Origin of the sequence: Xanthomonas hyacinthi, from assembly GCF_009769165.1 — a bacterium.
GTDB lineage: Bacteria > Pseudomonadota > Gammaproteobacteria > Xanthomonadales > Xanthomonadaceae > Xanthomonas_A > Xanthomonas_A hyacinthi.
Genome location: NZ_CP043476.1, coordinates 4862429 through 4888953, shown reverse-complemented (window position 1 = coordinate 4888953; position 26525 = coordinate 4862429). Strand labels below are relative to the sequence as shown.

20 protein-coding genes and 1 pseudogene are annotated in these 26525 nt (G+C 68.9%); 13 read left to right on the top strand and 8 right to left on the bottom strand.

From position 1 onward, the window contains the following. Positions 1-7: 7 nt before the first annotated feature. The 8 genes from FZ025_RS21405 to FZ025_RS21370 form a co-directional block, all read right to left on the bottom strand. Positions 8-1711 (bottom strand): M61 family metallopeptidase, encoded by a 1704-nt coding sequence (locus FZ025_RS21405; RefSeq protein WP_046980458.1) that lies wholly within the window; start codon positions 1709-1711, stop codon positions 8-10. Then, positions 1708-2148 carry a RidA family protein gene (locus FZ025_RS21400; RefSeq protein ID WP_104558309.1) on the bottom strand — a complete coding sequence of 147 codons (441 nt, stop codon included), beginning with the start codon at positions 2146-2148 and terminating at the stop codon, positions 1708-1710. The genes FZ025_RS21405 and FZ025_RS21400 overlap by 4 nt, the downstream gene beginning before the upstream one ends. Further along, positions 2145-3422, bottom strand: a complete 1278-nt coding sequence (locus FZ025_RS21395; protein WP_104558308.1) for an aminotransferase class V-fold PLP-dependent enzyme — start codon at positions 3420-3422, stop codon at positions 2145-2147. Before FZ025_RS21395 ends, FZ025_RS21400 begins: the two co-directional genes overlap by 4 nt. Positions 3423-3445: 23 nt before the next feature. After that, on the bottom strand, positions 3446-3952 hold the full coding sequence (locus tag FZ025_RS21390) for a RidA family protein (RefSeq protein WP_104558307.1): 507 nt from the start codon (positions 3950-3952) through the stop codon (positions 3446-3448). Between the two features lie 17 nt (positions 3953-3969). Further along, positions 3970-6003 carry an amidohydrolase family protein gene (locus tag FZ025_RS21385; protein WP_104558306.1) on the bottom strand — a complete coding sequence of 678 codons (2034 nt, stop codon included), beginning with the start codon at positions 6001-6003 and terminating at the stop codon, positions 3970-3972. Continuing rightward, the gene (locus FZ025_RS21380) at positions 6000-7502 is read right to left on the bottom strand and encodes a S10 family serine carboxypeptidase-like protein (RefSeq protein WP_104558305.1); all 1503 of its coding nucleotides are present in this window, start codon (positions 7500-7502) and stop codon (positions 6000-6002) included. The genes FZ025_RS21385 and FZ025_RS21380 overlap by 4 nt, the downstream gene beginning before the upstream one ends. Positions 7503-7560: 58 nt before the next feature. Next, positions 7561-9804 (bottom strand): TonB-dependent receptor, encoded by a 2244-nt coding sequence (locus FZ025_RS21375; protein ID WP_104558304.1) that lies wholly within the window; start codon positions 9802-9804, stop codon positions 7561-7563. A gap of 81 nt (positions 9805-9885) precedes the next feature. Continuing rightward, positions 9886-11370 (bottom strand): S10 family serine carboxypeptidase-like protein, encoded by a 1485-nt coding sequence (locus FZ025_RS21370; RefSeq protein WP_104558303.1) that lies wholly within the window; start codon positions 11368-11370, stop codon positions 9886-9888. A gap of 500 nt (positions 11371-11870) precedes the next feature. On the opposite strand from FZ025_RS21370, the gene FZ025_RS21365 reads away from it, so the two are divergent. The 13 genes and pseudogenes from FZ025_RS21365 (at position 11871) to FZ025_RS21305 (ending at position 26414) form a co-directional block, all read left to right on the top strand. Beyond that, positions 11871-12674 (top strand): helix-turn-helix transcriptional regulator, encoded by an 804-nt coding sequence (locus FZ025_RS21365; protein ID WP_053057268.1) that lies wholly within the window; start codon positions 11871-11873, stop codon positions 12672-12674. Between the two features lie 394 nt (positions 12675-13068). Further along, positions 13069-14010 (top strand): ubiquinol oxidase subunit II, encoded by a 942-nt coding sequence (cyoA, locus tag FZ025_RS21360; protein ID WP_046979746.1) that lies wholly within the window; start codon positions 13069-13071, stop codon positions 14008-14010. Beyond that, positions 14010-16010, top strand: coding sequence for a cytochrome o ubiquinol oxidase subunit I (gene cyoB / locus FZ025_RS21355; protein WP_104558300.1), 2001 nt, complete (start codon positions 14010-14012; stop codon positions 16008-16010). Before cyoA ends, cyoB begins: the two co-directional genes overlap by 1 nt. Positions 16011-16013: 3 nt before the next feature. Further along, positions 16014-16640: a cytochrome o ubiquinol oxidase subunit III gene (cyoC, locus tag FZ025_RS21350; RefSeq protein ID WP_046979744.1), complete on the top strand. Its 627-nt coding sequence runs from the start codon at positions 16014-16016 to the stop codon at positions 16638-16640. Beyond that, on the top strand, positions 16640-16978 hold the full coding sequence (cyoD, locus tag FZ025_RS21345; RefSeq protein WP_046979743.1) for a cytochrome o ubiquinol oxidase subunit IV: 339 nt from the start codon (positions 16640-16642) through the stop codon (positions 16976-16978). The genes cyoC and cyoD overlap by 1 nt, the downstream gene beginning before the upstream one ends. Before the next feature lie 186 nt (positions 16979-17164). Next, complete coding sequence (locus FZ025_RS21340) at positions 17165-19054, top strand: M61 family metallopeptidase (RefSeq protein ID WP_046979742.1); 1890 nt, start codon at positions 17165-17167, stop codon at positions 19052-19054. A gap of 91 nt (positions 19055-19145) precedes the next feature. Beyond that, positions 19146-20531 carry a DNA repair protein RadA gene (gene radA / locus FZ025_RS21335; protein WP_046979741.1) on the top strand — a complete coding sequence of 462 codons (1386 nt, stop codon included), beginning with the start codon at positions 19146-19148 and terminating at the stop codon, positions 20529-20531. 83 nt (positions 20532-20614) lie between these two features. Beyond that, positions 20615-21001: a DUF805 domain-containing protein gene (locus tag FZ025_RS21330; protein ID WP_046979740.1), complete on the top strand. Its 387-nt coding sequence runs from the start codon at positions 20615-20617 to the stop codon at positions 20999-21001. A gap of 86 nt (positions 21002-21087) precedes the next feature. Continuing rightward, positions 21088-21473: pseudogene (locus FZ025_RS22620) on the top strand (hypothetical protein); the annotation flags it as partial. Positions 21474-21568: 95 nt separating this feature from the next. After that, positions 21569-22120 (top strand): DUF4019 domain-containing protein, encoded by a 552-nt coding sequence (locus FZ025_RS21320; protein ID WP_104558299.1) that lies wholly within the window; start codon positions 21569-21571, stop codon positions 22118-22120. A gap of 49 nt (positions 22121-22169) precedes the next feature. After that, positions 22170-22559 carry an MAPEG family protein gene (locus FZ025_RS21315; protein ID WP_046981942.1) on the top strand — a complete coding sequence of 130 codons (390 nt, stop codon included), beginning with the start codon at positions 22170-22172 and terminating at the stop codon, positions 22557-22559. Between the two features lie 155 nt (positions 22560-22714). Continuing rightward, positions 22715-23905, top strand: coding sequence for a 5-demethoxyubiquinol-8 5-hydroxylase UbiM (gene ubiM / locus FZ025_RS21310; RefSeq protein WP_046981941.1), 1191 nt, complete (start codon positions 22715-22717; stop codon positions 23903-23905). A gap of 535 nt (positions 23906-24440) precedes the next feature. Continuing rightward, the gene (locus FZ025_RS21305; RefSeq protein WP_104558298.1) at positions 24441-26414 is read left to right on the top strand and encodes an OPT family oligopeptide transporter; all 1974 of its coding nucleotides are present in this window, start codon (positions 24441-24443) and stop codon (positions 26412-26414) included. The last annotated feature ends 111 nt before the right edge of the window (positions 26415-26525 follow it).

Below are 26525 nucleotides of genomic sequence, written 5' to 3'. Positions count from 1 at the left end.
GTAGGGATCAGGGCGAGCAGCGGGCGGCCAGCGCCGGATCGACGGCGAAGCGCCAGGCGTCCACGCGGGCGCTGCGCGGCAGGTAGTCCACCTGCAGCGGCTTGCCGTCGCGCTCCAGTTTCAGCTGCATGCGCGTGTGCTCGTCGGCCATCGCCTGTTCCAGTGGCGTGTACTCGACGATGCGGTCGTTTTCCTGCACGCCGGCATGGGCGGCGGCGGACTCGGGCAGCAGGTTCTTGACCACGCCCATGCGCATGCGATCGAAGCCGAGTTCGAAGGGCTGGTGCGGCGCCGGCACGACGCGGTAGCAGCCGAACGCCGGGGCGGGCGGCACGATCAGCTTGCCGGCGACCATCGCGTCGAAGTCGGCACCGGCATCGGCGCCGAGTTCGCGCACCACCATCGCGCGCCATTCGGGTACGCCGATGGTTTCGCCGGCGCGCTGGCGCTTCAGCACTTCCAGCACCAGGTCGTCCACCGAATGCGCCTGCCGGCCATGCTGGCGCAGCTGCGCATCGACGCTCACCAGGTACATGAAGCCGCGGCCGTACGGCACGCGTTGGGCGCGCGAATCCTTCCAGAAGCGCTCGCCGGCGGCCGTGTTGTCGAGCGCGCGGAACGGGTTGTCGTAGTAGCCGTCGGCGCGGTGGTTGATCGCCTGCAGGAAGGCGCTCTTGTCGTACACGCCGGCGCGCAGCGACAGCAGCAGCGAGTAGAACTCGGCGGTGCCTTCGGTGTACCAGGCGGTGAGCGCGTGCTCTTCGCCGTCGAGCTTGGGCCAGGTGTGGGCCATTTCGTGCGCCAGCAGCGCCTGCGGGCCCTCGGCGATGGTCTGGCCCTGCGGCCCGTAGCCGAACATGAAGGAGTGCGCCAGGCCGGTGCCGCCGCCGGCCGGATACGGATTGCGGCGGGCGAAAGCGCGATAGTCCGAGCCGTCGTCGCCGAAGAAGCGCGCCATGTAGCGGTACAGCTGGCCGGTCTGCTTGGCCAGCAGTTGCGCGTCGAACGGCGGGGTGTCCATCCAGTAGAAGTGGAAGACGTCGTCGTCGTTTTCCGGCACCCGCTGCATCGCGCCGACGGCGTAGTAGGAGAAGCGCAGCAGGTCGGTCGGTGCGGTGGCGCGCTGCTCGCCTTCGCCGACGCTCCACACGCCGCGCGCGCCGGCCGGCAGTGCGCTCAGGTCCCAGCGCAGGTGGATCTGGCGCGGGGCCTCGCCCGGCGGCAGCGCCATGAAGTAGACGCCGGCGCCCATCAGGCCGCCGTCCTGCGCGCGCAGGTCGAACAACGGGCCGTTGCGGGTGTCGGCATCGACCTTGCGCGGCGGCGTGGCGTAGTCCACGTCGACATCGCCGACGCTGGCGCGGGTGGCGAGGTAGTTGCGGTAGGTGCCGGACGGGTCCGGTGCTTCGTCGATGGCGCGCAGCGGCAGGGCGCCGCGCGCGTCGCGCACCTGGATCTGCTCGGCGCGGTAGGCGGCGGTCGGCGTGGACACCAGTTCCACCGGCATGCGCAGCAATGGCGCGCCGGCAGCGACCCTGGGCGCGGGCAGGTGCAGGTGCACCTGCAGCGCGCCGATCCGGCCGGCGTCGGCCTTGGGCGTGAGCACCACGTCCAGCGGGATTGGGGCTTTTGGCGATTCGGCGGCGAGCGCGGCGCAGGCCGGCGCCAGGAGCAGGGCGAGGGGGAGCCAGCGGGAGGTGGGTGCGGTCATGGTTTGGCCTGGGGCAGGTAGGCGATGCATTCGATTTCCACCTTGGCGCCCAGCGCCAGGGCATTGGCGCCGATGGCGCTGCGTGCGGGCAGGTGGCCGGGTTTGAAGCGGCGCACGTACAGGGCGTTGAACGCGGGCCATTGCGCCATGTCGGTCAGCATCACCGTGCACTTGGCGATGTCGTCCATGCCGGCGCCGGCCAGGGCCAGGGCGCTGGCGACGTTGTCCAGCGCGTTGTTGGCCTGGGCGCTGAACTCCTCGGGCAATCCGCCCTGCGCGGCGCTGCCGATCTGGCCGGAGACGTAGAGCGTGTCGCCGGCACGCACCGCGGCCGAGAACGGCGCGCCGGGCGTGTTGCCGTAGTGGTGCAGCGTTGCCGGCGCGGCCTGTGCGGTCCACGGCAGCAGCGCGCACAGCAACAACGGGAGTCGCTTCATGACAGGGCCTCGATCAGGCGTTCGACATCGTCGCTGCCGTTGTAGAACGACGGCGACACGCGGAAGTAATTGCGGTACAGGGTGACTTCGACCCCGGCCGCCTTCAGCTTCGGCGCCAGCCGCTTGCCGACGTCGCGCTGGGCGAAGGACAGCAGCGCGGAGCTGGAGTTGGGCGGCGTCATCGGTTCGAAGCCGAGCCGCGGGATCGCCTCGTGCAGGCGCGCCAGCCGCGGTTGCCGCCATTGGCGGATGGCATCCACGCCGATGCGCTCGATCAGTTCCAGCGAGGTGGCCAGCGCGGCTGCGGCGGAATTGTTGAGTGTGCCGACCTCGATCTTGCCGGCCAGGCCGCCGATCGCCTGCGTCTGCAGCGGCGGCTCGCCAGGCGGGTCGAACGGCAGGAGGTGCGAGACCGTCTCGCCTTCCTGGCGATAACCCCACACGATCTGCTGCAAGGCTTCCTGGCTGGTGCGGCGCGCGTACAGCACGCCCAGGCCGAAGTCGCCCATCAGCCACTTGTAGGTGGCGCTGGCGGCGAAATCCACGCCGCTGCCGTGCAGGTCGATCGGGGTGTTGCCGGCGGCCTGGATCAGGTCGGCGTAGACCAGCGCACCGCGGCTGTGGGCCAGGTCGCAGACCGCCTTGAGGTCGTGCTGGAAGCCGTTGACGCTGGACACCAGGGTCAGCGCGACCAGGCGCGTGCCGGGGGTGATCGCCTTGTCCAGGTCCTCCAGGCGGATGCGGTTGTCGTGCGGGCGCACCACCTGCACGTCGAGGCCGCGCTTGGCCAGTTCCATATACATGAACAGCGAGCCGTTGAAGTGGTAGGCGTCGGTGACCACGCGCTGGCGGCTGTGCGGGATGCCAAGGCCGTTCAACACCAGGTTCTCGCCGAACATGGTGCTGGGAATCCACGCCAGTTCGTCGCGGTCGGCATGCAGCAGCCGGCCCAGCGCGGCCATCGCGCGCTCGCGGTCGCCGCCCATGTCGACCTTGTCGGCACCGGCGTTCATCAGCCGCGCGTCGAGGAAGCCGCGTTGCGCCTGCGCCGCGGCGCGGCTGACCGGATGCATGTAGGCGCCGTTGAGATAGCAGCCGGCGATCTCGAAGGCGCTGCCGAGGTCTTGCAGGCCGCGTGCGGGCATGGACGCGGCGGCCGTGGTCGCGTTGGTGGCGCCAGCGATGCTGGACAGCGCGGCGGACAGCGGCAGCGCGCCGGCGGCCGCCAGCAATTGCCGGCGGGTGAGGTCAAAACGGGGCGAGCGCGTGTCCATGGTGGCGTTCCGGCAGGCGAGGGTCAGTGCAGTTCGGCTTCGGCTTCGATCTCGACCGGGATGCCGAACGGAAGCTCGGCCATGCCGACCGCGCTGCGTGCATGTTGGCCCAGTTCCGGCCCCCACAGCGCCAGCAGCAGGTCCGAGCAGCCGTTGATCACGCTGGGCTGGCGCTGGAAGCCGGGCGCGCAGCGGACCATGCCGAATACGCGCACCCAGCGCTTGATCCGCTCCAGGCTGCCCAGGCTGCGCTCCAGGCTGGCCAGCATCGACAGCGCGGTGGCGCGCGCAGCGGCATAGCCCTGGGCTTCGTCCAGCTCGTCGCCGACGCGGCCGACGCCGCCGGCCATGCTGCCGTCGGCGTGTTGCGGGCCGTGGCCGGAGATCAGCACGCGGGTGCCGATCACGTGCACCGGCGCGAACGGCAGGATCACCCCGTCGGGCACGCGCAGCGGTGGCGGCAAGGTCATGCCGAGCGCACGCAGGCGCGCGCTCACGGTGTCGGATGGGGGGGCGTGCGGGGTTTGCATGGGATGGGGGATCGGGTTCATTGAAGTTTCTTTGGGGCCGGCGCGAACGGTGCCACGCCCAGGGCGCGGTAGATTTCGGCGGGCAGGTACAGGGACTGGTCCTTCACCACCAGCGCGGGCTGGCGGATCGCGGAGATATCGGTGGTCGGATCGCCGGACAGCAGCACGAAGTCGGCCTGTTTGCCCGGATGCACGCTGCCGAGCCGGTCCGTGCGGCCGAAATGCAGCTCGCTCTGCCAGGTGCCGGCGCGCAGCGCCTGCTGCGGGGTCAGTCCGGCGGCGACGTACAGCTCCAGTTCGCGGTGCACGGTGAAGCCGGTGCTGTCGTCGGTGCCGGGCAGCAGCACGGTGCCCTGCCGGTGCAGGCGGCCGATCAGTTGCAGGGTCTTGTCCAGCGCCTGGCGGTACTGCGCGTCGGTCTGCGCGTCGAGGTCGGGGACGAAGGTGCGCTGGCGGTAGCGCTGGTAGGCGATCGGCATGTGCGACAGGTACGGCGCATCGGCGGGCAGCACGCGGCCGGCGCGGCTCAGCATCAGCCGTTCCAGGATCACCTCGGTAGTGTCCAGGGCGATGTCGCGCTGGCGCATCAATTCCAGCGTATGGCGCACGTTCGGCGCATCGAGGTCGAGCGTGGCCACCCGCTGCATCGCGGTCAGCCGCAGCGGCGTGCGCGTGTCTTCCTCGGGGGACAGCACCCAGCCCAGCATCAGCTGGTTGATGTGGGTGATCTCGTCGTAGCCGGCGGCGATCATCGCGTCGGCGTTGGTGAAGGCCGGGATGTGGCCGGTGACGCTCATGCCCAGCGCATGCGCGCGTTCGGCGATCGGCGCCACCCAGGCCGGGTTCATCGAGTTGTAGAGCTTGATCTGCCAGTAGCCGTGGTCCTTGTACCAGGCGACGTCCTTCAGCGCGTCGGCCAGCGTGTCGACGACGAAGCCGTTGCGCGCCGAATACGGGCTGCGGCCTTCCAGGAAGCCATTGCGCACGATGCGCGGGCCGGCGATCTCGCCGCGTTCGATGCGCGCGGTCAGGTCGAGCAGGAAGGCGTTGTCGTTGCCCATGTCGCGGGTGTTGGTGACGCCCGCGGCGAGGTACCACAGCCCGGAGGACAGGGTGCTGTGCGAATGCATGTCGTGCAGGCCGGGGATCACCGTGCCGCCGTTGCCGTCATAGACGCTGTCGCCGGGCGCCGGCTGCCAGCGCGCGTCCATCGAGACGATGTGCCCGTCGGCGACGTGGAGGTTCAGCGCGTCGCTGCGCAGTCCGTTGACCGGATCGAACACATGCACGTTGCGCAGCCACAGAGCGTGCGCCAGCGGATGCGCGAGCTGGCGCTGCAATGCCTGCGCATGCGCGAACTGCTGCGCCTTCACTGCGTCGGCGATGGTCGCCAGCTGCGCCTGGTAGCCGTCGCGGATCGCCACGGCGTCGTCGTCGATATCCGCCAGCAGGGCGTCGTTGGCATCGACGGCGAGGTAGTGCGGTTCCAGGTCCAGGCCGGACAGCCGCAGCAGCCGTGCCTGCACGGGCGGCGCCCCGGCCTGGCCTTGCAGTGCGAGCGTGCCGACCAGCTCCAGTTGCATGCGGCCGGCGGGCAGCACGTCCAGGGCGTGCTCGGGCGCGGCCAGCAAGGCCTTGGCGTAGGTCCACATCGCCCAGGGGCTGCTGTCGTTGGTGATGTACAGCGCCGGTCGCGGCTGAGGGGTGCGGCCGCTGTCGGCCTGGCTGTTCCATTCGGCGATGCCGTCGCGCCATCGGTAGCGCTCGGCGACCTGGCCGCCCATCAGCGAGGTGCCGGCGATCGACCACGCCAGCGGCAGCGCATGCTCGCCGAGCACGATGGTCTCGTGGTGCTTGGGACCGCGGCCATTGTTGTCGACGTGGTAATCGACTTCGTAGGTGTTGCCGTCGGCCGTCGCCTTCAGGTAGCCGACGTTCTCGCCGTTGGCGATCAGCACCAGCGATTGCGGCGGGTTCGCGGCGCTGGCGGTGTGGCCGGCGCACGTGCAGGCAGCGGCGAGGGCGGCGGCCAGCAGCAGCGTGCGGGTCATCGCAGGAACTCCTTCAGCAGGTTGTGCAGTTGCGGGCGCAGCGCGTCTTCCGCGAACACGGCATGGCCGCCGGGCAGCAGGCGGAAATCGATGCGTGCCGGATCCAGGGCGCTGTGGTGCAGCGCGTACCAGGGGCCGAGCGCGGGTACGGCCAGGTCGTAATAGCCGTTGAGCGCGAGCACATGGAAGTCGGGGTTGGCCTGCGCCAGGCGCGCCAGGTTCGGGGTGGGATTGAAGCGCAGCGCGGTGCCGAACGGGCGCGCGCCGGCGCCATCGTCGGCGCTGAAGCGCCAGGCCATGGCGATATCGATGTCCAGGCTGACGTAGTTGCGCGGCAACGCAGTGCCGAACAGGCCATGCAGGTAGTCGGCCATCGCCGCGGAGGTGATCCGGTTGCTGCGGCCCAGGCCGAGCGCCGGATCGTTGGCGGCCGAGGGCCGGCCGTTGTCCGCCGCGTGCAGCGCCGGCAGCGGCGCGGCGACGCGGCTGTCGAGCCGGCCGATCTGCCGGCCGTCGGCGGCGAGCACGCCGAGGCGGAAGGTTTCCACGTCCGGACGCAGGTCGGCCGCCAGCAGCGCTTGCGGCGGCAGGCCCAGCAGCGCGGCCAGGCGCGCGGCCATGCGGCTGCGTGCGTCGGCCGGCAAGGCGCTGCCCTGCAGCAGCGCCTGCGCATAGTCGCCGAGCGCGAACGCACGCGCCTGCGCATAGACGTTTTCGACCGCTTGCCCGGCCAGGTCGCCCTTGCCGTGGGCGGCGGCGGCGACGACCAGCGAGGGCAGGTCGAACACCGCGCGCAGGTCGTTGCCGGGGCTGTCGTCGCCGCTGCTGGCGTCGAGCAGCGGCGAGACCAGCAGCACCCCGGCCGGGCGCAGGTCGGCGATGCCGGCGGCGAGCAGGGCGAGCCGGTAGCCGCCATAGCTTTCGCCGGCGATGTACAGCGGCGCGCGTTCGCGTCCGTGCGTCTTGAGCCAATGCCGGATCATCGATTCCACGGCCTTGGCGTCGCCATGGTCGGACCAGTAGCGTGCGCGCGCGGCGGCATCGGTCGGGGCCTGGCTGAAGCCGGTGCCGGGCGGATCGATGAACACCAGGTCGGCGACATCGAGAATGCTGTGCGGATTGGCGATCAGTGTCTGCCGTTTGCCGTCGCGCACGCGCAGCCGCGGACCGAGGCCTTCGACCTGCAATACCGACGATGCGCCTGGCCCGCCGTTGAAGGCGAACAGCACGGGTCGCGCGCTGGCGTCGGCGCGCTCGGCCAGGTAGCCGATGGCGCCGATCGAGGCGACACGGGCGCCGTTCGCGCCGACGAAATCGAGCTGGTCGAAGCTGACCCGATAGCGCAGCCGCTGCTCGCCGATGCGGGTCTGCTGCGGAGCGGACAGCAGGGTCGGGTGCGCGACCGGCGCCGCTGCGCCGTCGGCGGCAGCATCGTCGGCAACGGCGGCGAACGGCAACGCCGCACACAGCAGCAGCGCCAGGCCGTGGATCCATTTCATCGTGAAGTTCCGCAACTGGAATGAGGGCCGGCCGTCGCGTGGCGGCCGGCAATGCGCATCAATAGTCCCAGGCCAGGGTCAGGCCGAGCGTGCGCGGCTGGATCATCGTCGCGCCGAGCGTCGAGCTGGCCAGCGAGCCGCGGCGGTTGGCGTTGATGTAGCCGACCTCGTCGGTGAGGTTGCGCACGTACAACGTGGCGCTCCAGGCCTGGCCCTGCACGCCGGCGTTGAGGCCGAGCGTGGTGTAGCTGGGCAGGTGGATGCGCGGGATGCTGGCCGAGGTGGTGAACTCCATGTCGCGATCGCCCATGTAGGCCACGTCGGCGCCGGCGAAGCCCTCCAGGTTGTCGCCCAGCGCGAAGTAGCGCTTGAGCGAGGCCGAGGCGCTGTTGCGCGCCGAGTACGGCAGGCGATTGCCGTCCTTGCCGTAGGCGGAGGACCCCTCGGTGTAGCCGGGGATGTCCTGGGCCAGCGTGGCATCGGTGTAGGCGTAGCTGGCGCTGACCTTCCAGTCGGCCGACGGCACCCAGTTGACCGACAGTTCCAGGCCCTGGCTGGTGGCCTTGCCGGCATTGGTGGTGTAGCTGCTGCCCAGGGTCGGCTCGACCTGCGAGATCTGCAGGTCGCTCCAGTCGATGTGGAACAGCGCCGCATCCAGGCTCAGCGAGTGGTCCAGCAGCTGCGTCTTCAGGCCCAGCTCGTAGCTCCACAGGCTGTCGGAGTCGTAGGAGAACGGGACGTTGGCCACCAGCGTGCCGTTGCTGCCGCCGGCACGGTAGCCGGAGGCCACGCGCAGGTAGGTCATCAGCTCGTCGTTGAAGCGGTAGCGCGGCGAGAACAGGTAGGTGGTGGCGCTGTCCTTGTTGCTGTCGAAGCTCTGGTTCGGGTCCTGCAGCAGGCCGCCGGTGTCGCTGTTCTCGCGCAGGCTGTTGCGCGCGTAGCGGGCGCCGACCTGGATGTCGAACTGCGGGGTGAAATGGTAGGTGCCGTCGGCGTACACCGCCTTCTCGCGGTAGGTGCTGTCGCCCAGCGAGACCAGCAGCGGGAAGTCGCGGTAGATGGTGCCGCTGGACTTGTCGGCGATGTAGAAGTTCTGCGTGCTCTTGGCCTCCTCGTCGCTGTAGAACGCGCCGACCTGCCAGTCCAGCGCGCGCTCGCCTTGCGAGACCAGCCGCACCTCCTGGGTGGTGCGGTTGGTGTTGTAGCGGTTGTCGATCAGCGAACTGGGGTTGCTGCTGTCCAGGCCGAAGATGCCGGCGAACACCGGTGCGAGCCGGCCGATGGTGGTGTAACCCACATCCTGGTAGGCCATGCTGCGGTGCTGCGCATAGCCGCTGATGCTGTCCAGCGTGGCCCAGCCCAGATCCCAGCTGACCTTGGTGGTGTAGAAGCGCACCTGGCCCTTGAAGGTGTCGCCGCCGCTGATGCGGTCGTGGTTGTAATGGCCGTACAGCGGATGCAGCTCGGGGTCGGTATCGACCACCGAACTGGAGCCGGTCTCGGTGTCCTGGAACAGCGCCGAGGAGCGGATGGTCAACGTGTCGGTGACGTTCCACAGCGCCGAGACGCGGCCGCCGCGCACCTGGCTGTCGTTCTTGTCGTCGCTGTTGGTGTTGTGCACGAAGTCCGGGTCCTGGCGCTGGAACAGGCTGACCCGCAGCGCGAAGCGGTCGGAGAACGGCAGGTTCACCGAGGTGCGCGCGTTGTAGCCGGAGCCGCCGTGCGCGGCGCTGGAGCCGCCGGCCTCGACGCGGCCGAAGGTCGCGCTGGTGTCCGGATCGGTCATCACGTACTTGATCAGCCCGCCCATGCTGCTGGCGCCGTACAGCGTGCCTTGCGGGCCGCGCAGCACTTCGATCTGCTGCAGGTCGGAGGGGTCCAGGTCGGGGATCGCGCCGGTGCTCAGCGCCGAACCGTAGGGCACGTCGTCGATGACGATGCCCGAGGTCGGGCGGCTGCCGAGGCCGGAGTCGGTGGCGATGCCGCGCAGCACGATGTTGCTGCTCATCGGCGACTGGATGTAGGACAGGCCGGGCAGCTGCGCGAAATAGTCGGCCAGCTTGTAGCTGCCTTCGCTGCTCATCTTCTCGGTGTTGAGCACCTGCACCGACATCGGCACGTCCTGCAGCCGCTCGCTGCGCTTCTGCGCGGTCACGGTGATGGTGTCCAGCTGCTTGGCTGCGGCCGTGCCGTCGTCCTGCTGGGCGAGCGCGATGGACGGCAGCAGCAGGAGCGCGCTGGCCGGGCAGCACAGTGCGCACGAAATGACCTGGGAAAGACGGTTGCGGGCTACGGATGACATGGGCGGGACTCGTCTGGCGGGCGGTGGGCGGGATGGGTGGAGCGCGAACCACGGGTGCTGCGGGGACTGCGGAATGTCAGGTCACCAGGTGCGGCGGACCATCTGCCGGATGTCGTCGGCGAGGTCGGCGGCGCTGCGCTCGACCGTGTACATCATGTGTCCGCCGTTGTAGTAGCGCGTGCGCACCTGGTCCATCGGGAACCCCGATTGCGCGGCGAGATAATCCATCGCGCCGATCGTGGTCTGGCTGTCGTAGTAGCCGTTGCCGACCAGCAGCCGCATGCGCGGGTTCGACACCAGCAGCTCGCGCAGTTGCCCGACCCACGGGTAGTCGCCGAACGGCGATGTGTTCGCGTCCCAATCCCAGGCGTTGAAGTCGCTGGAGGTCGGCATCGCGGTGGAGTAGTGGCCCGCCTGCGCGGGCACTTTCAGCACCTGCCGGTAATAGCGCTCGGCGACGGCGTTGTAGTCGGGCACGCTGCTGGAATTGCCCTGCGCATCGAGCAGGTAGCGACCGTCGCTGGACGCCAGGATCTGGCCCGGAAACAGCTGGCGCGCGTAGGCGACCTTGGACAGCTTCAGATCGGCTTTCAGCCAGGCGTCCGCCGACAGGCCGGTGAACGATTGCAGCGCCTGCGCCACCTCTTCGCGTTGTTGCGCGCTGGCGCGGTTGCCGAGGAACAGGGTGCTCAGGTAGCGCTCGCGGCCGTAGGCGGAGGCGGCATCGACGAACTGCGCGAAGCTGTGTCCGCGGCGGTCGACCTTGCCGTGGTACCAGCCGAGCGCGGCCAGGGTCGGCAGCGACACCGCGTAGCTGATGATGTTGTCGCGGCGCTGGGCGTATTCGAGGATGTTGTCGGCCTGGCCAAGCAGGATGATGCCGTCCACCGCGGTGCCGGCGGCCTTCAGTTGCGTGGCTGCCTCCGGCGCGCGCAAGGTGCCGTAGCTTTCGCCCAGCAGGTACACCGGCGCGCCGCGCCGGCCGTGCCGGTCCAGCCACGCCGTCACCAGTTGCGCGAGCTGGCGCGCGTCGGCGCGGGTGGAGAACTGGCTAGCCGGCGCCACGCCGTCGGCGACGCGGCTGTAGCCGGTGCTGGCCGGATCGAAGATGACGATGTCGGCCACGTCCAGCGGCGCATGGCGGTTGTCCACCAGTTTGAAGCCGGTGGCATCGGCATGCAGGTCGTCGGGCACGGCCAGCCGCTGCGGGCCGAGCAGGCCGAAATGCAGCGGCGTGCTGGCGGCGATCGGGCCGCCGTTGAAGGCGAAGATCAGCGGCCGCGCGTTGTCGGCGGACGTGGCGATGTAGGCGGTGGAGACCAGGCGTGCGGCCGGGTGCCCGTCGGCGCCAGTGGTGGCATAGGTTTCCACCGTCGCGGCGTAGTCGATGCGCTGGCCGTTGAATACGCCGTGGTGCTGCGTGGTCACCGGCGTGGGCAGCGATACCTGGTCCAGCGTGGCCGGATCGACGAAGCCCGGCTCGGTGGCATGCACGCGGCCGGCGGGCAGTGCCATCGCCAGGGCCAGTGCCAGCAGCGGCTGCAGCAATCGGGTCTTCGGCGGCATAGGGCCGGGGCGTGCGGTCGCGGAGCGCATGGGCTAGTCCGTGCTGGGAAGAGAGGACGCGGCGGCGAGGGAGATCTCGAACGCGCGGCGGCGCTGGGCACGGCTGACGCGTTCGGAGTACCCCATGTGTCCGCCCTGCAGGCACAGGAGTGCCGCCGCGATCCCGAACGGGCGCAGCCAGGCAGTGGCGCGACAGCACGATCTGACGGACGGCATGGACGTCGACATGGTCTGCTTGGTTGTCCCCGGCGAAACGTGGCGTTGCGCCCGATGCGAGGGCGCGCTTGCGGCTGGCTGGCCCGCGGCACCCCCTTGGCGCCGCGGGCGTCGATGTTGCTTCAACAGTTTGTTGATATACAAAAATAATTTTCATGTCAAGACCGCGTCACATCTTCCTGTGCGGACCTGCGCCGGTGCGCTGCCGTCTCGACGCCCGCGGGCGCAGCCGGCAAGATGGCCGGTGCGCATGCGCCGGGCACGCCTCAGGACGGAACGATTCGATGGCAACAGCGAAACAGGGCGGGGTGCCGCAAAAGGGCGGGGCGGCCGCGGCCAAGCGCAAACGCGGGCAGTCGGTACCTGCGCCTGCGCCTGCGCAAGGGCTGGGGGCGGGGGTGCAGGTGCGCGACCTGTTCGAACTGCTCAAGCCAGTGGTGGCGCTGCTCGGCGGGGTGATCGGCGAGAACATCGAAGTGGTGTTGCACGACCTGTCCGCGCCCGGGGCCTCGGTGCTGGCGATCGCCAATGGCCACGTGTCCGGGCGCAACCTCGGCGACCCGATCCTCAGCGGCCCGCGCGAGGACGTCGGTTTCAGCGAGCTCTACCGCGACGTCGCGGGCACCGGCGCGATCAGCTGGGCGATCGTCGACGAGTACCAGACCACCAATGCCGCCGGCCGCCAGCTGCGCTCGGCCACGCTGCTGTTCCGCGACGGTGCCGGCCTGCCGATGGCCGCGCTATGCCTCAATGCCGACATGACCGTGTTCGAGATGGCGCATGGCTGGCTGGAGCAGATGCTGCACCGCAAGCCCAGGCCGCCGCGCAGCGAGGCGCGCACCGGCGAAGTCGGGCTGGAGGCGATGATGCAGGAGATCATCGACGACGCGGTCAAGCGCTTCATGAAACCGCCGGCGCTGATGAACAAGGAAGAGAAGATGTACGCGGTGGAGGCGATGATGCACCGCGGCCTGTTCCTGATCCGCAACAGCGTGGAGCAGGTGGCGGCGGCGCTGGGCGTCAGCCGCTTCACCATCTACAACTACATCGAGCAGATCAAGCAGAAGAAGGCGGCGACGCGGCCCTAGCGGCGCGCGCCGGGCTGGCCGGGCGCCTGCGCGCGCAAGGCGGTCGCCGCTGCGGCCGCGTGTTCTGGGATCGGGCCGGGTGGCGTTTCGGCGCGGACTGGCCGGGCTTGCGTTTCATCTCAAATCTTGGCGAGACGACGCCGCCCGGCGCGTGCCGCAGGCAGGCGCCGGCACCATGTCGCATGCAGGTGCGGCAATGTGTCGCACGCAAAAACACGCCTGTGCGCACCCTCGGCCTTGTCAATGGCTTTCGGAGATGCCGCAGGGCAGCATAAAATGCGTGGTCGATCGCGCATGCCGGCCAGGATGCCGCAGGAAGCGTGGAAACGCCCGTCCGGGCCGCTCCCGTTCGCCACTGCGCGGTCCGCATCCCCCAACGCAATTGGATCGTTCGATGATTCCGTTGAAACAACTCCGGCGCTCGCTGCGCTCCGCTCTGTCGCTCCTGCCCGCGCTGCTGCTGGCCGGGTGCGACGCGGCCATCCTCAACCCCAAGGGACAGATCGGCCACGACGAAAAGACGTTGCTGATCACCTCGGTGGTGCTGATGCTGCTGGTGGTGATCCCGGTCATCGTGATGACCCTGGCCTTCGCCTGGCGCTACCGCGCCTCCAACACCAAGGCCCGCTACGAGCCGAACTGGTCGCACTCCACCGCGATCGAGGTGGTGGTGTGGTCGATCCCGTGCATGATCATCCTGGTGCTGGCGGTGCTGACCTGGCGCTCCTCGCATGCGCTGGATCCGTACAAGCCGCTGGACTCCAAGGTCAAGCCGATCACCATCGAGGCGGTGGCGCTGGACTGGAAGTGGATGTTCATCTACCCGGAGCAGGGCATCGCCACGGTCAACGAGATCGCGTTCCCGGTGGATACGCCGCTGAACTTCAGGATCACCTCCGACACGGTGATGAACTCGTTCTTCATCCCGCATCTGGGCACGCAGATCTATGCGATGGCCGGCATGGAGACCAAGTTGCACCTGATCGCCAACGAGCCGGGCGACTACTTCGGCCTGTCGGCGAACTACAGCGGCCACGGCTTCTCGAAGATGGGCTTCACCGCCCGCGCCACCGACCAGGCCGGGTTCGACGCCTGGGTGGCCAAGGTCAAGGCCGCGCCGAAGGCGCTGGACCAGGCCGAGTTCCAGATCCTGGCGGCCAACCGCAACGACAAGGCGCAGTACCCGGTGACCTACTACGCGTCGGTGCAGGACGGCATGTTCAAGTCGTTGCTTGACAAATACATGATGGGCAAGGGCCACCACATGGAAGGCCACCACGACCATCCGGCATCGGCTGCTGAGCCGGTCGCCATGTGCACTTCTGGAGACAAGTGATGCTAGGCAAACTCACGCTCGAGGCGATTCCGTACCACGAGCCGATCATCATGGGCGCCCTCGGCGGCGCCGGCCTGCTCATCCTGCTGGTCCTGGCGGCGATCACCAAGTACAGGCAGTGGGGCTACCTGTGGCGCGAGTGGCTGACCTCGGTCGACCACAAGCGCATCGGCGTGATGTACATCGTGGTGGCGCTGGTCATGCTGCTGCGCGGCTTCGCCGACGCGGCGATGATGCGCACCCAGCAGGCGATCGCGCACGGCGGCAACGAAGGCATCTTCCCGCCGCACCACTACGACCAGATCTTCACCGCGCACGGCGTGATCATGATCTTCTTCATGGCCATGCCGTTCATGACCGGCCTGCTGAACCTGATCGTGCCGCTGCAGATCGGCGCGCGCGACGTGGCCTTCCCGTTCCTGAACTCGCTGAGCTTCTGGCTGTTCGTGGCCGGCGCGGCGCTGGTCAACATCTCGCTGGGCGTGGGCGAGTTCGCCCAGACCGGCTGGCTGGCGTACCCGCCGCTGTCCGGGCTGGAATACAGTCCAGGGGTCGGCGTGGACTACTACGTATGGGCGCTGCAGATCTCCGGCCTGGGGACGTTGCTGACCGGCATCAACTTCTTCGTGACGATCATGCGCATGCGCACGCCGGGCATGACCCTGATGCGCATGCCGATCTTCACCTGGACCGCGCTGATCACCAACATCCTGATCATCGCCGCGTTCCCGATCCTGACCGTGGCGCTGGCGCTGCTGGGCGCCGACCGCTACCTGGGCACGCACTTCTTCACCAACGACGGCGGCGGCAACGCCATGATGTACGTCAACCTGATCTGGATCTGGGGCCACCCGGAGGTCTACATCCTGATCCTGCCGGCGTTCGGCATCTTCTCCGAGCTGATCGCCACCTTCAGCAGCAAGCGCCTGTTCGGCTACACCTCGATGGTCTACGCCACCTCGTGCATCGGCGTGCTGTCGTTCATCGTGTGGCTGCACCACTTCTTCACCATGGGCTCGGGCGCCAACGTCAACGCCTTCTTCGGCATCACCACCATGATCATCTCCATCCCCACCGGGGTGAAGATCTTCAACTGGCTGTTCACCATGTTCCGCGGCCGCGTGCGCATGACCGCGCCGGTGCTGTGGACGATCGGCTTCATGATCACCTTCACCATCGGCGGCATGACCGGGGTGATGCTGGCGATCCCGGCGGTGGACTTCGTGCTGCACAACAGCCTGTTCCTGATCGCGCACTTCCATAACGTGATCATCGGCGGCGTGGTGTTCGGCTACCTGGCCGGCCTGACCTACTGGTTCCCGAAGGCGTTCGGCTTCAAGCTCAACGAGACCCTGGGCAAGGCCTCGTTCTGGTGCTGGATCGTCGGCTTCTTCGTCGCCTTCATGCCGCTGTACGTGCTCGGCTTCATGGGCATGACCCGGCGCATGAACAGCTACAACCACCCGGAGTGGGCGCCGTGGCTGATGGTGGCCGCGGCCGGCGCGGCGATCATCGGCATCGGCATCTTCCTGAACCTGGTGCAGATCGGCTACAGCCTGTGGAAGCGCAAGGACAACCTGGACCTGACCGGCGACCCGTGGGACGGGCGCACGCTGGAGTGGGCCACGTCCTCGCCGCCGCCGTTCTACAACTTCGCCGTGCTGCCGCACATCGACGACCGCGACCAGTTCTGGGAAGACAAGCGCAAGGGCAAGGGCTGGACGCGTCCGGCCAAGTACGAACCGATCCACATGCCGCGCAACACCGCGGCCGGGGTCTGGATCGGCGCCTTCAGCGTGGTCATGGGCTTCGGCTTGATCTGGCACATCTGGTGGATGGCGATCATCGGCCTGGTCGGCATGATCGGCAGCTTCATCGCGCGCAGCTTCGACGACGACGTCGACTACTGGGTCCCGGCGGAGGAAGTGGAACGCATCGAGAACGCGCGTTTCGCCCTGCTGGAGCAGCAACAGGCGGCGCATGCCGCAAAGGCGGTCTGAACCATGTCCTCCACGACGCTCGACAACCACCACGCCGTCCACGCCGACGGCCACGACGACCACGCCCACCACGACAGCGGCGGCAACACCGTGTTCGGGTTCTGGGTCTACCTGATGAGCGACTGCCTCATCTTCGCCGGCCTGTTCGCGACCTACGCGGTGCTGTCCGGCGCGACGGTGGACGGCCCCACCGCCAAGGAACTGTTCGACCTGAAGTTCGTGCTGGTGGAAACCTTCCTGCTGCTGTTCAGCAGCCTGAGCTTCGGCCTGGCGATGATCTCCGCGCACAAGCGCAGCCTGGGCGGCCTGTACGCCTGGCTGGCAGTCACCGCGGCGCTGGGCCTGGGCTTCCTGGGCATGGAAATCTACGAGTTCAACCACCTGATCCATGAAGGTGCCGGTCCCGGCCGCAGCGCGTTCCTGTCCGCGTTCTTCACCCTGGTCGGCACCCACGGCCTGCACGTGGCCTCGGGCCTGCTGTGGATGGCGGTGCTGGTGATCCAGATCGCCAAGAACGGCCTGACCCCGCGCAACACCACGCGCCTGGCGTGCCTGAGCCTGTTCTGGCACTTCCTGGACGTGATCTGGATCGGCGTGTTCACCATCGTCTACCTGCTGGGAGCGCTGTAATGGCCAACCACCCTTCCTCCGACGCACACGCCGAGCCGTCGCACAGCGGCGGTTTGAAGTCCTACCTGATCGGCTTCGCGATGGCGGTGGTCCTCACCGTGATCCCGTTCGGCATGGTCATGAGCGGCGCCTTCCCGAAGGGCGCGACCGTCATCGTCATCGCGCTGCTGGCCGCGGTGCAGATGCTGGTGCACCTGATCTACTTCCTGCACATGGACCGCTCCGCCGAGCATCGCTCCAACGTGCACGTGGGCCTGTTCTCGCTGCTGATCATCGGCATCGTGGTGGTCGGCTCGCTGTGGGTCATGCACAACCTCAACGTGAACATGATGCATTGAGGCGCGCACTGCCGCGCGCGCGAAGGCCGCCTCCGGGCGGCCTTTTGCGTTGCGGCGCTCGTATCGGCGCGAATGTTGGCCGCTGTCGCCGGCGTTGGCGTCGACGCATGACCAATGGCATGCAACGCCACGCGACGGCCGGCATAGGATCGAGGCTCGCTCGTCCGCCGTAGCCACTGGAGACCCATGACCAAGTCCACCGCCTGGATGGCGCCGCTGCTGCTGGCCGCCACCGCCGCCTTCCAGGCCACGGCGCAGACCGCGCCGCCGCAGGACGTGCCGTTCGCCGGCACGCTGAAGATCGATGTCGATGCCACCGACCTGGCGCACCGCATCTTCCGCGTGCGCACCACGATCCCGGCCACGCCGGGGCCGCTGATCCTGCTGTACCCGCAGTGGATCCCGGGCAACCATTCGCCGACCGGGCCGATCGACAAGCTGGCCGGGCTGGTGGTCAAGGCCAACGGCCAGGTGCTGCCGTGGAAGCGCGACCAGTTCGACGTGTACGCGTTCAAGGTCGAGGTGCCGCAGGGCGCCAGCGAGATCGTCGCCGAGTTCAAGTTCCTGTCCTCGCAGGGCGAGGGCCAGGGCCGGGTGATGATGACCCTGGAGCTGCTCAACCTGCAGTGGAACACCACCGCGCTGTACCCGGCCGGCGTCTATGCGCGCAACATCAAGGCGCAGGCCAGCGTGACCCTGCCGCCGGGCTGGAGCTACGCCACCGCGCTGGAGACCGCCGAGCGGGTCGGCGACACGGTGACGTTCAAGCCGATCGACTTCGACGACCTGGTCGATTCGCCGATGTTCGCCGGCAAGTACTACAAGCGCATCGCGCTGGATGCCGGCGCCAAGGCGCCGGTGTACCTGAACCTGTTCGCCGACGAGGCCAAGTCGCTGGAGGCCAAGCCCGAGCAGATCAAGGCGCACGCGGCGCTGGTGCAGCAGATGGACAAGCTGTACGGCGCGCGCCATTTCGACCACTACGAGTTCCTGCTGGCCTTGACCGAAAAGCTCGGCGGCATCGGCCTGGAGCATCACCGCTCCAGCGAGAACAGCGGCCCGCTCAACTACTTCACCGAGTGGGACAAGAGCTGGGCAGGGCGCGACCTGCTCGCGCACGAGTTCAACCATTCCTGGAACGGCAAGTACCGCCGCGGCGCCGACCTGGCCACACCGAGCTTCAACGTGCCGATGGGCGACAGCCTGCTGTGGCTGTACGAGGGCCAGACCCAGTTCTTCGGCGAGGTGCTGGCCGCGCGCTCGGGCCTGTGGACGCAGGCGCAGGCGCGCGACATGCTCGCCGACGTCGCCGCCAGCTACCAGCGCGGTCGCCCCGGCCTGGCCTGGCGCGCGCTGCAGGACACCACCAACGACCCGACCATGTCGCTGCGCCGGCCGCGCGCCTACCGCAGCTACCAGATGAGCGAGGACTACTATTCCGGCGGGCAGATGCTGTGGCTGGAGACCGATGCCAAGCTGCGCGAACTCAGCGGCAACAAGCGCTCCATCGACGACTTCGCCAAGGCCTTCTTCGGCATGCACGACGGCGCCTGGGAGGTGAATCCGTATACCTTCGAGGACATCGTCGCCACGCTCGACGGCGTGGCCAGGTACGACTGGGCGAGGTTCCTGCGCAGCCGCATCGACGGCCATGGCCCGCTGGTCGGCGGCATTGAGGCCAGCGGCTGGAAGCTGGTCTACAGCGACCAGCCGAACGAGGCGGTCAAGACCTACGAGGCAACCAAGAAGGGCATCGGCCTGACCTATTCGCTGGGCCTGAGCCTGGACGAGAAGGGCAGCGTGCAGGACGTGCTGTGGGACGGCCCGGCGTTCGACGCCGGCATCATCGCCGGCAACGGCATCGTCGCGGTCAACGGCCGCGAGTACAGCGCCGACACGATCAAGGACGCGATCACCGCGGCCAAGGGCGGCACCGCGCCGATCGAGCTGCTGGTCAAGCGCGGCAACCGCTACGACACGCTGCGCATCGCCTATCACGGCGGCCTGCAGTATCCGCACCTGGAACGCATCGCCGGCAAGCCGGACCGGCTGAGCGAGCTGTACAAGGCGCGTTGATCCAGGCGGCGGTCCGCCGCGTCGCGTCGGTCTCGTCCGCCGCGACGCGTTGCGTCTATCCTGCGCATTCCCCGCATTGAGAACCAACCCGATGGCCAAGGCCAAGACTGCCTATGTCTGCGGCGACTGTGGCGCCGAATACAGCAAGTGGCAGGGCCAGTGCGCCGAGTGCGGGGCGTGGAATTCGCTGAGCGAGATCGTGCTGGAAAGCGCGTCGGCGGCGAAGGCGCCGGCCGCGGCGCGGCGCAGCGGCTGGGCCGGCAAGACCGAGGCGCCGAAGATCACCGCGCTCAAGGACGTGGAGCATCGCGACCAGGCGCGCGTGTCCACCGGCATCGGCGAGTTCGACCGGGTGCTCGGCGGTGGCCTGGTCGAAGGCGCGGTGGTGCTGATCGGCGGCGACCCGGGCATCGGCAAGTCGACGCTGCTGCTGCAGGCGCTGGCGAAGATGGCCGGCACGCTGCCGGTGCTGTACGTGACCGGCGAGGAATCGCTGGCCCAGGTCGCCGGCCGCGCGGTGCGCCTGGATCTGCCGCTGGACGGCCTCAACGCGCTGGCCGAGACCGGCATCGAGCAGATCCTGCAGCACGCCAGTGCGGCGCGGCCCAAGCTGATCGTGGCCGATTCGGTGCAGACCCTGTGGACCGAGTCGCTGACCGCCGCGCCAGGTTCGGTCAGCCAGGTGCGCGAGAGCGCGGCGCGGCTGGTGCGCTACGCCAAGGAGACCGGCACCGCGGTGTTCCTGGTCGGCCATGTCACCAAGGAAGGCGGCATCGCCGGGCCGCGCGTGCTCGAGCACATGGTCGATGCGGTGCTGTATTTCGAGGGCGAGAGCGGCAGCCGCTTCCGCCTGCTGCGCGCGTTCAAGAACCGCTTCGGCGCGGTCAACGAGCTGGGCGTGTTCGCGATGGGCGAGAAGGGGCTGAAGGAGGTCTCCAACCCGTCGGCGATCTTCCTGTCCGGTAGCAGCGCCAACCAGCCCGGCAGTTGCGTGATGGTGACGCGCGAAGGCACGCGGCCGCTGATGGTGGAAGTGCAGGCGCTGGTCGATGCCTCGCCGCTGTCCAATCCGCGGCGGGTGGCGGTGGGCCTGGAGCAGAACCGGCTGGCGATGCTGCTGGCGGTGCTGCACCGCCACGGCGGCATCGTGGTCGGCGACCAGGACGTGTTCGTCAACGTGGTCGGCGGCATCCGCGTGCAGGAGACCGCGGCCGATCTGCCGGTGCTGCTGGCGGTGCTGTCCTCGCTGCGCGACCGGCCGCTGGCGGAGAAGACCATCGCCTTCGGCGAGGTCGGCCTGTCCGGGGAGATCCGCCCGGTGCCCAACGGCGAGGACCGGTTGCGCGAAGCGGCCACGCACGGCTTCAAGCGCGCCATCGTGCCCAAGGCCAATGCGCCCAAGACCGGCGTGGTCAAGGGCATGGAAGTGATCGCAGTGGAGCGCCTGGCGCAGGCGCTGGAGGCGGCGAGCGCGTAGCTGGAGGTGTTTCCATGCGGCAGGGTTTATGCCACCATGCCGCCCGCTGCAGTGAGGCAGCGGTTCGAAAAAAAGGAAACACAATGGATTGGATGTTGATGCCGCTCAAGCGCTACGCGGATTTTTCCGGGCGTTCGCGGCGCAAGGAATATTGGATGTTCACGCTGTTGAACATCGTGGTGATCACGGTGCTGATGGTGTTGATCGGTATCGGCGGCGGCTTCGGTGGCCAGAACGGCACCAGTGCGCTGTCGATGGCCGCGTTCGTGCTGGTGTGCCTGTATTCGCTCGCAGTGCTGGTGCCGTCGCTGGCGGTGCAGGTGCGCCGCTTCCACGACCAGGGCAAGTCCGGCTGGTACGTGCTGCTGGGCCTGATCCCCTACCTGGGCGGCGTGGTGGTGCTGGTCTTCATGTTCATGGAAGGCGCCAAGGGCGCCAATGCCTACGGTCCGGATCCGAAGCAGGCCTGACCCGCGATCCGATCCTGCAACGGCCGGGTCCTGCGGCCCGGCCGCCGTCGCTGCCGCACGGCGGTGGCCGCAGTGGTTATATGGCTCAGAAGCGCGCGCAGGCCGGCCTGGGGCCCTCCGTGGGCAGCGTGGGCGACTCCTGCGCCAATGCGCTGGCCGAGACCAGCAACGGCCCTACAAGGCCGAAGCGATCCATCGGAAATCGTCCTGGCGCACGCGCGACGAGGCCGAGTGGGCCATGCTCAACGGGGTCGACGGGTTCAACCACTGCCGACAGCTGGGGGCGATCGGAAACATCCCGCCGGCCGAGGCCGACTACGCTGCGCAAGTCCCGGAGTCCGCCATGTCGGCGCGACTCAACCCAAGCAGCCTTCGGGAACGCCGGGGTGGTTTCAGTCGCAGCCGGCACGCCTGGCACCAGCAGCGCCATGCAGTGCCGGTGGCCGCAGCCGCGCCGGGCGAGGAGCCATGAGCGTCGCTGCACGCGCACGCACGGCCGGCCGGCGTAGACTGCGGCCCCGCCGCTGTCGCGCTGCCTGCACGATGCCCACGCCGATGCCCACGCCGATGCCCATGTCGTTCCGCCTGCTGCCCGCACTGCTGTGCGCCGTCGTGTTTGCGGCGCTGGCGCAGACTGCACCGACGCCGCCTGCGACCACTCAGCCTGCGACTCCACCCGCAGCGCCCAAGCCGGTCGCCGCCAAGCCTGCCGCGTCCAAGCATGCGGACCCTGCCGCGCCGGGGCCGCTGTCCAAGCAGGACGCGCAGATGGCGCAGGCCGGCTTGCGCGCCGCGCAGCTGGTCGATGCCGGACGCAGCGGCGAACTGTGGGATGGCGCATCGGCGGTGGCGAAGAAGGCGGTCGCGCGCGAGGCGTTCGTGCGTCAGGTCGATGCCGACCGCGCGCTGCTCGGCGCGCTGCTCGGCCGCGGCGTCGCCAGCGTGGCGCGGGTGCAGTACGCGGCCGGTTCGCAGGTGCCGCCGGGGGTCTACGTCAACATCAGTTTCCCCAGCCGTTTCGCCAATGCGCCGCAGCCGGTGCGCGAGCTGGTCTCGCTGCGCCTGGACGAGGACACGACCTGGCGCCTGGTCGGCTACCACGTCGGTCCACCGAACTGACCCTGGCGCGCGCGTCGCGCTTCGTTTTCCACACTTGCCCGAGGTCCTGATGAGTATCGAAATCCGCATGCTGGCCTGGGCGATCCTGCTCGGGATCGTGCAGTTGCTGTTGGCCGCCGCGTTCGTCACCGCGCAGCGCGGCCTGAAGTGGAATGCCGGCGCGCGCGACGCGCCGCAGGCGCCGCCCGCCGGCGTGGCCGGGCGCCTGGAGCGCGCGCTGCGCAACTTTCTGGAGACCTTCCCGTTCTTTGCCGCCGCGGCGCTGGCGGTGGTGGCGATGGGCAAGGGCAGTGCGCATACCGCGCTGGCCGCGCAGCTGTATTTCTGGGCGCGGCTGGCCTACGTGCCGCTGTATGCGGCCGGCGTGCCCTACCTGCGCAGCCTGGTGTGGGTGGTGTCGCTGTGGTCGATCCTGCAGTTGGTGTGGGCGTTGTTCTGAAGCTGCATGGGCAGCCTTGCGCGATGGCGCGCGGCGCGGCGGCAGCGGCTGCCTGACGCACCGCGCTGCGACCCGTTGCCGCAGCGCTGATCCAGATCAATGCCGCACGCCGCGGCGGGTTTATGCTGGCCGCGTCTGATACGGGAAGCGCAGCAATGCATGTGGATATCGCCATCGTCGGTGCCGGTCCGGCGGGCCTGTGTTTCGCGCGTTCGCTGGCCGGCAGCGGGCTGTCGCTGGCGCTGATCGAGCCGCAACCGCGCACCGCCCTGGCCGAGGCCGCCTTCGATGGCCGCGAGATCGCGCTGACCCACGCCTCGCGCACGCTGCTGGAGCAATTGGACCTGTGGTCGCGGATCGATCCGGACGCGATCGCGCCGCTGCGCGATGCGCGGGTGATGAACGGCTCCTCGCCGTTCGCGTTGACCTTCGCCGCGAGCCAGGATCGCCGCGGCGACCTGGGCTGGCTGGTGCCCAACCACCTGCTCCGTCGCGCCGCGTTCGCCGCGGTGCAGGCGCAACCGGGCCTGCGCCTGCTCGACGGGGTGTCGGTGCAGGCGCTGCGCTGCGACGACAGCCAGGCGCAGTTGAGCCTGTCCAATGGCGACACCTTGCGCGCGCGTCTGGTGGTGGCGGCCGACAGCCGCTTCTCCAGTACCCGGCGCATGCGCGGCATCGGCGCGCAGATGCGCGATTTCGGCCGCAGCATGCTGGTGTGCCGGGTGCGCCACGAACGCCCGCACCACCACACCGCCTGGGAGTGGTTCGGCTACGGCCAGACCCTGGCGCTGCTGCCGCTGCACGGCAACCAGGCCTCGGCGGTGCTGACCCTGCCGCCGGATCGCGCGCAGGCGCTGCTGGACATGGACGCCGCCGCACTGGGCGCGGAGATCAGCGCCCGCTTCGAGCACCGGCTTGGCGCGATGACCCCGATCGTGCGGCCGCAGGCGTATCCGCTGGTGGCGGTGTACGCGCAGCGCTTCGTCGGCAAGCGCTACGCGCTGATCGGCGACGCCGCGGTAGGCATGCATCCGGTGACCGCGCACGGCTTCAATTTCGGCCTGCAGAGCCAGGCGCGGCTGGCGCGCGCGCTGCACGCGGCAGCCGCGCAGGGCCGCGATATCGCCGCGCCGGCGCTGCTGGCCGGCTACGAGCGCGGCCACCGCCTGGCCACGCGTGCGCTGTACGAGGCAACCAATGCGATCGCCGCGCTGTACACCGACGACCGCCTGCCGGCACGCGTGCTGCGCAACGCGGCATTGCGCGTGGCCGACCGGGTGGCGCCGTTCAAGCGCGCGATCGCCGCGCACCTGACCCAGCGCGGTGCGCTGCTGGGCGCGCGCTGAGACCGGAACGCACGCAGGATCCAGGAGGACGTATCTCGCTGCCCGGCGAGCCACAGCGGCAGCCGAGCCGCCGGGCCGGCGCCGCCACGTGCGCTCTTTCGCTCATCAGGCCTTACCGAGAAAGCCCGTCACGGAGTCCCCCCGGCTGTGCCGGGGAGGCAGTAGCCTCATGGGGTGGAAACAGCGCGAGGCTGCGTCCGGACCCTCACCCCCACCCCTCTCCCGGGGGGGAGAGGGGCTAGCCGGCGGTTCCTTCTCCCCGCGGGAGAAGGTGCCCCGCAGGGGCGGATGAGGGTGTGGGCGAAGCCTCATGGGATCGACACAGCGCGAAGCTTCGCTCCGTACCCTCACCCCAACCCCTCTCCCGGTGGGAGAGGGGCTGACCGTCGGCAGCCGAGGCGCCGCTGCATTTGCCAATCCCCAATCCCCAATCCCCGCCTCCCAGACATATGCCACGAGCTGGGCGCCGCGATGCTGGACTTGCCTGGGTCCAGACGCTAGCTTGGAAAACGTTTTTGCCGTTTCAGGGGTCACCATGAACAACGCTGCTGCGCCGCGTCAGCTCACTTTCCGCGCGGTCGTGCTGGCGATCGTGCTGGCCGTCGTGCTGTCGGCCGCCAATGCCTACCTGGGGCTGTTCGCCGGCCTGACCATCGCCACCGCGATCCCGGCGGCGGTGGTGTCGATGGGCGTGCTGCGCCTGCTCGGCGGCGGCACCATCCTGGAGAACAACATCGTGCAGACCGGCGCCTCGGCCGGTTCGTCGATCGCCGCGGGGGTGATCTTCACCATCCCGGCGCTGGTGATCATGGGCTACTGGCCGGACTTCAGGTACTGGTGGGTGCTCGGCATCGCCGGCATGGGCGGCCTGCTCGGGGTGCTGTTCTCGGTGCCGCTGCGGCGCTCGATGATCGTCGAGGACCCGCTGCCGTTCCCCGAAGGAAAGGCCGCCGCCGAGGTGCTCAAGGCCGGCGACAATCCGGGGCCGGGGCTGAAGATCCTGGCGCTGTCGGCGACCATCGGCGGGCTGGTCAAGCTCGCCGCGGCCAGCGGCCTGCGGGTGATTCCCGATACCTGGGCGCAGGCCACCTACCTGGGCAGCAGCAAGCTGGTCGGCTACGTCGGCACCAACCTGTCGCCGGCGCTGCTTGGCGTGGGCTACATCGTCGGGCTCAACGTCGGCATCGTGGTGCTGTCCGGTTCGATCCTGTCCTGGCACATCGCCATTCCGCTGTACCAGCAGTTCTTCATGGGCTCGGACCCGGCGCTGGCGCAGAGCCTGGCCAGTGCGCCGGCGGCCGCGGCCGCATTCGGCATCTGGGCTGCGAAGGTGCGCTACCTGGGCGTGGGCGCGATGCTGGTCGGTGGCGTGTGGACGCTGTTCTCGCTGCGCAAGTCGCTGCTGTCCGGGGTCAGGAGCGGCTTCGCCGCCGCGCGCAAGAGCACCGCCGGCACGGTGGTCGCCGAGACCGACCGCGACCTGCCGATGAAGTGGATGCTGGTGGCGCTGCTGCTGTGCACGCTGCCGCTGCTGGGCCTGTACCAGGCCATCGTCGGCCAGTGGCATGTCAGCATCCCGATGACCATCATCATGATCGTCGCCGGCTTCCTGTTCGTGTCGGTGTCCGGCTACCTGGCCGGCCTGATCGGCTCGTCGAACAATCCGGTCTCGGGCATCACCATCTCCACCATCCTGTTCGCCTCGGCGGTGCTGGTGCTGCTGCTGGGCAAGAGCGGGCTGGCACCGGTGGGCATCGGCGGTGCGCCGATCGGCGCGGTCGCGGCGATCATGATCGGCGCAGTGGTGTGCTGCGCTGCAGCGGTGGGCGGCGACAACCTGCAGGATCTGAAGACGGGTTACCTGGTCGGCGCCACGCCGTGGAAACAGCAGTTGATGCTGGCCATTGGCGCGTTCTCCTGCGCGCTCATCATGGCACCTGTGCTGAACCTGCTGGCAGAGGCCTATGGCATCGGCAGCAAGACCCTGCCGGCGCCGCAAGCGATGCTGATGGCTTCTGTCGCCAAGGGCTTGTTCGGCGGCGATCTGCCCTGGACGATGATTGCCATCGGCGGCGGCGTCGGCGCAGCGATCATCGCTTTTGACGAGTGGCTGAAAAAGTCGGGCAAGCGCTTCCGCGTGCCGGTGCTGGCCGCGGCGATCGGTATCTACCTGCCGCTGGAACTGATGGTGCCGATCTTCCTGGGAGGCCTGATCAGCCATCTGGTCGAGCGCTTCCACAAGATCCGTGCTGACGACGAAGACGGCCGCGACCGCGTGCACCGTCCCGGCGTGTTGTTCGCCGCCGGACTGATCACCGGCGAGGCATTGATGGGCATCGGCATCGCGCTTCCGATCGTGATTACCAATAACAAGGACGTGCTTGCGCTCCCTGAGGCCTACCATCTGAATCAGTGGTATGGCCTGGTGCTGCTCGCCTTCGTCGGCTGGCTGCTGTACCGCACCGGCAAGAAGGGCGAACCCACCGCGCCGCTGCCGCCGTCGGCGTAAGCGCCAACACACTCGGTAAGACACGAAGCCCGGCCTGCGCCGGGCTTCGTGTTTATGGTCGATCGCCCACAAGCGCAACACGCAGCCCGCTCCTGCGAATCCCCAATCCCG

Bases quoted from the DNA above. Each gene is read 5' to 3' on its own strand.
- FZ025_RS21400 (WP_104558309.1), bottom strand. From the start codon at position 2,148: ATGAAGCGACTCCCGTTGTTGCTGTGCGCGCTGCTGCCGTGGACCGCA.
- FZ025_RS21405 (WP_046980458.1), bottom strand. From the start codon at position 1,711: ATGACCGCACCCACCTCCCGCTGGCTCCCCCTCGCCCTGCTCCTGGCG.
- FZ025_RS21320 (WP_104558299.1), top strand. From the start codon at position 21,569: ATGCCCATGTCGTTCCGCCTGCTGCCCGCACTGCTGTGCGCCGTCGTG.
- cyoB (WP_104558300.1), top strand. From the start codon at position 14,010: ATGCTAGGCAAACTCACGCTCGAGGCGATTCCGTACCACGAGCCGATC.
- cyoC (WP_046979744.1), top strand. From the start codon at position 16,014: ATGTCCTCCACGACGCTCGACAACCACCACGCCGTCCACGCCGACGGC.
- FZ025_RS21330 (WP_046979740.1), top strand. From the start codon at position 20,615: ATGGATTGGATGTTGATGCCGCTCAAGCGCTACGCGGATTTTTCCGGG.
- ubiM (WP_046981941.1), top strand. From the start codon at position 22,715: ATGCATGTGGATATCGCCATCGTCGGTGCCGGTCCGGCGGGCCTGTGT.
- FZ025_RS21395 (WP_104558308.1), bottom strand. From the start codon at position 3,422: ATGGACACGCGCTCGCCCCGTTTTGACCTCACCCGCCGGCAATTGCTG.
- FZ025_RS21340 (WP_046979742.1), top strand. From the start codon at position 17,165: ATGACCAAGTCCACCGCCTGGATGGCGCCGCTGCTGCTGGCCGCCACC.
- FZ025_RS21305 (WP_104558298.1), top strand. From the start codon at position 24,441: ATGAACAACGCTGCTGCGCCGCGTCAGCTCACTTTCCGCGCGGTCGTG.
- FZ025_RS21365 (WP_053057268.1), top strand. From the start codon at position 11,871: ATGGCAACAGCGAAACAGGGCGGGGTGCCGCAAAAGGGCGGGGCGGCC.
- radA (WP_046979741.1), top strand. From the start codon at position 19,146: ATGGCCAAGGCCAAGACTGCCTATGTCTGCGGCGACTGTGGCGCCGAA.
- FZ025_RS21370 (WP_104558303.1), bottom strand. From the start codon at position 11,370: ATGCCGCCGAAGACCCGATTGCTGCAGCCGCTGCTGGCACTGGCCCTG.
- cyoD (WP_046979743.1), top strand. From the start codon at position 16,640: ATGGCCAACCACCCTTCCTCCGACGCACACGCCGAGCCGTCGCACAGC.
- FZ025_RS21315 (WP_046981942.1), top strand. From the start codon at position 22,170: ATGAGTATCGAAATCCGCATGCTGGCCTGGGCGATCCTGCTCGGGATC.
- cyoA (WP_046979746.1), top strand. From the start codon at position 13,069: ATGATTCCGTTGAAACAACTCCGGCGCTCGCTGCGCTCCGCTCTGTCG.
- FZ025_RS21390 (WP_104558307.1), bottom strand. From the start codon at position 3,952: ATGCAAACCCCGCACGCCCCCCCATCCGACACCGTGAGCGCGCGCCTG.
- FZ025_RS21375 (WP_104558304.1), bottom strand. From the start codon at position 9,804: ATGTCATCCGTAGCCCGCAACCGTCTTTCCCAGGTCATTTCGTGCGCA.
- FZ025_RS21380 (WP_104558305.1), bottom strand. From the start codon at position 7,502: ATGAAATGGATCCACGGCCTGGCGCTGCTGCTGTGTGCGGCGTTGCCG.
- FZ025_RS21385 (WP_104558306.1), bottom strand. From the start codon at position 6,003: ATGACCCGCACGCTGCTGCTGGCCGCCGCCCTCGCCGCTGCCTGCACG.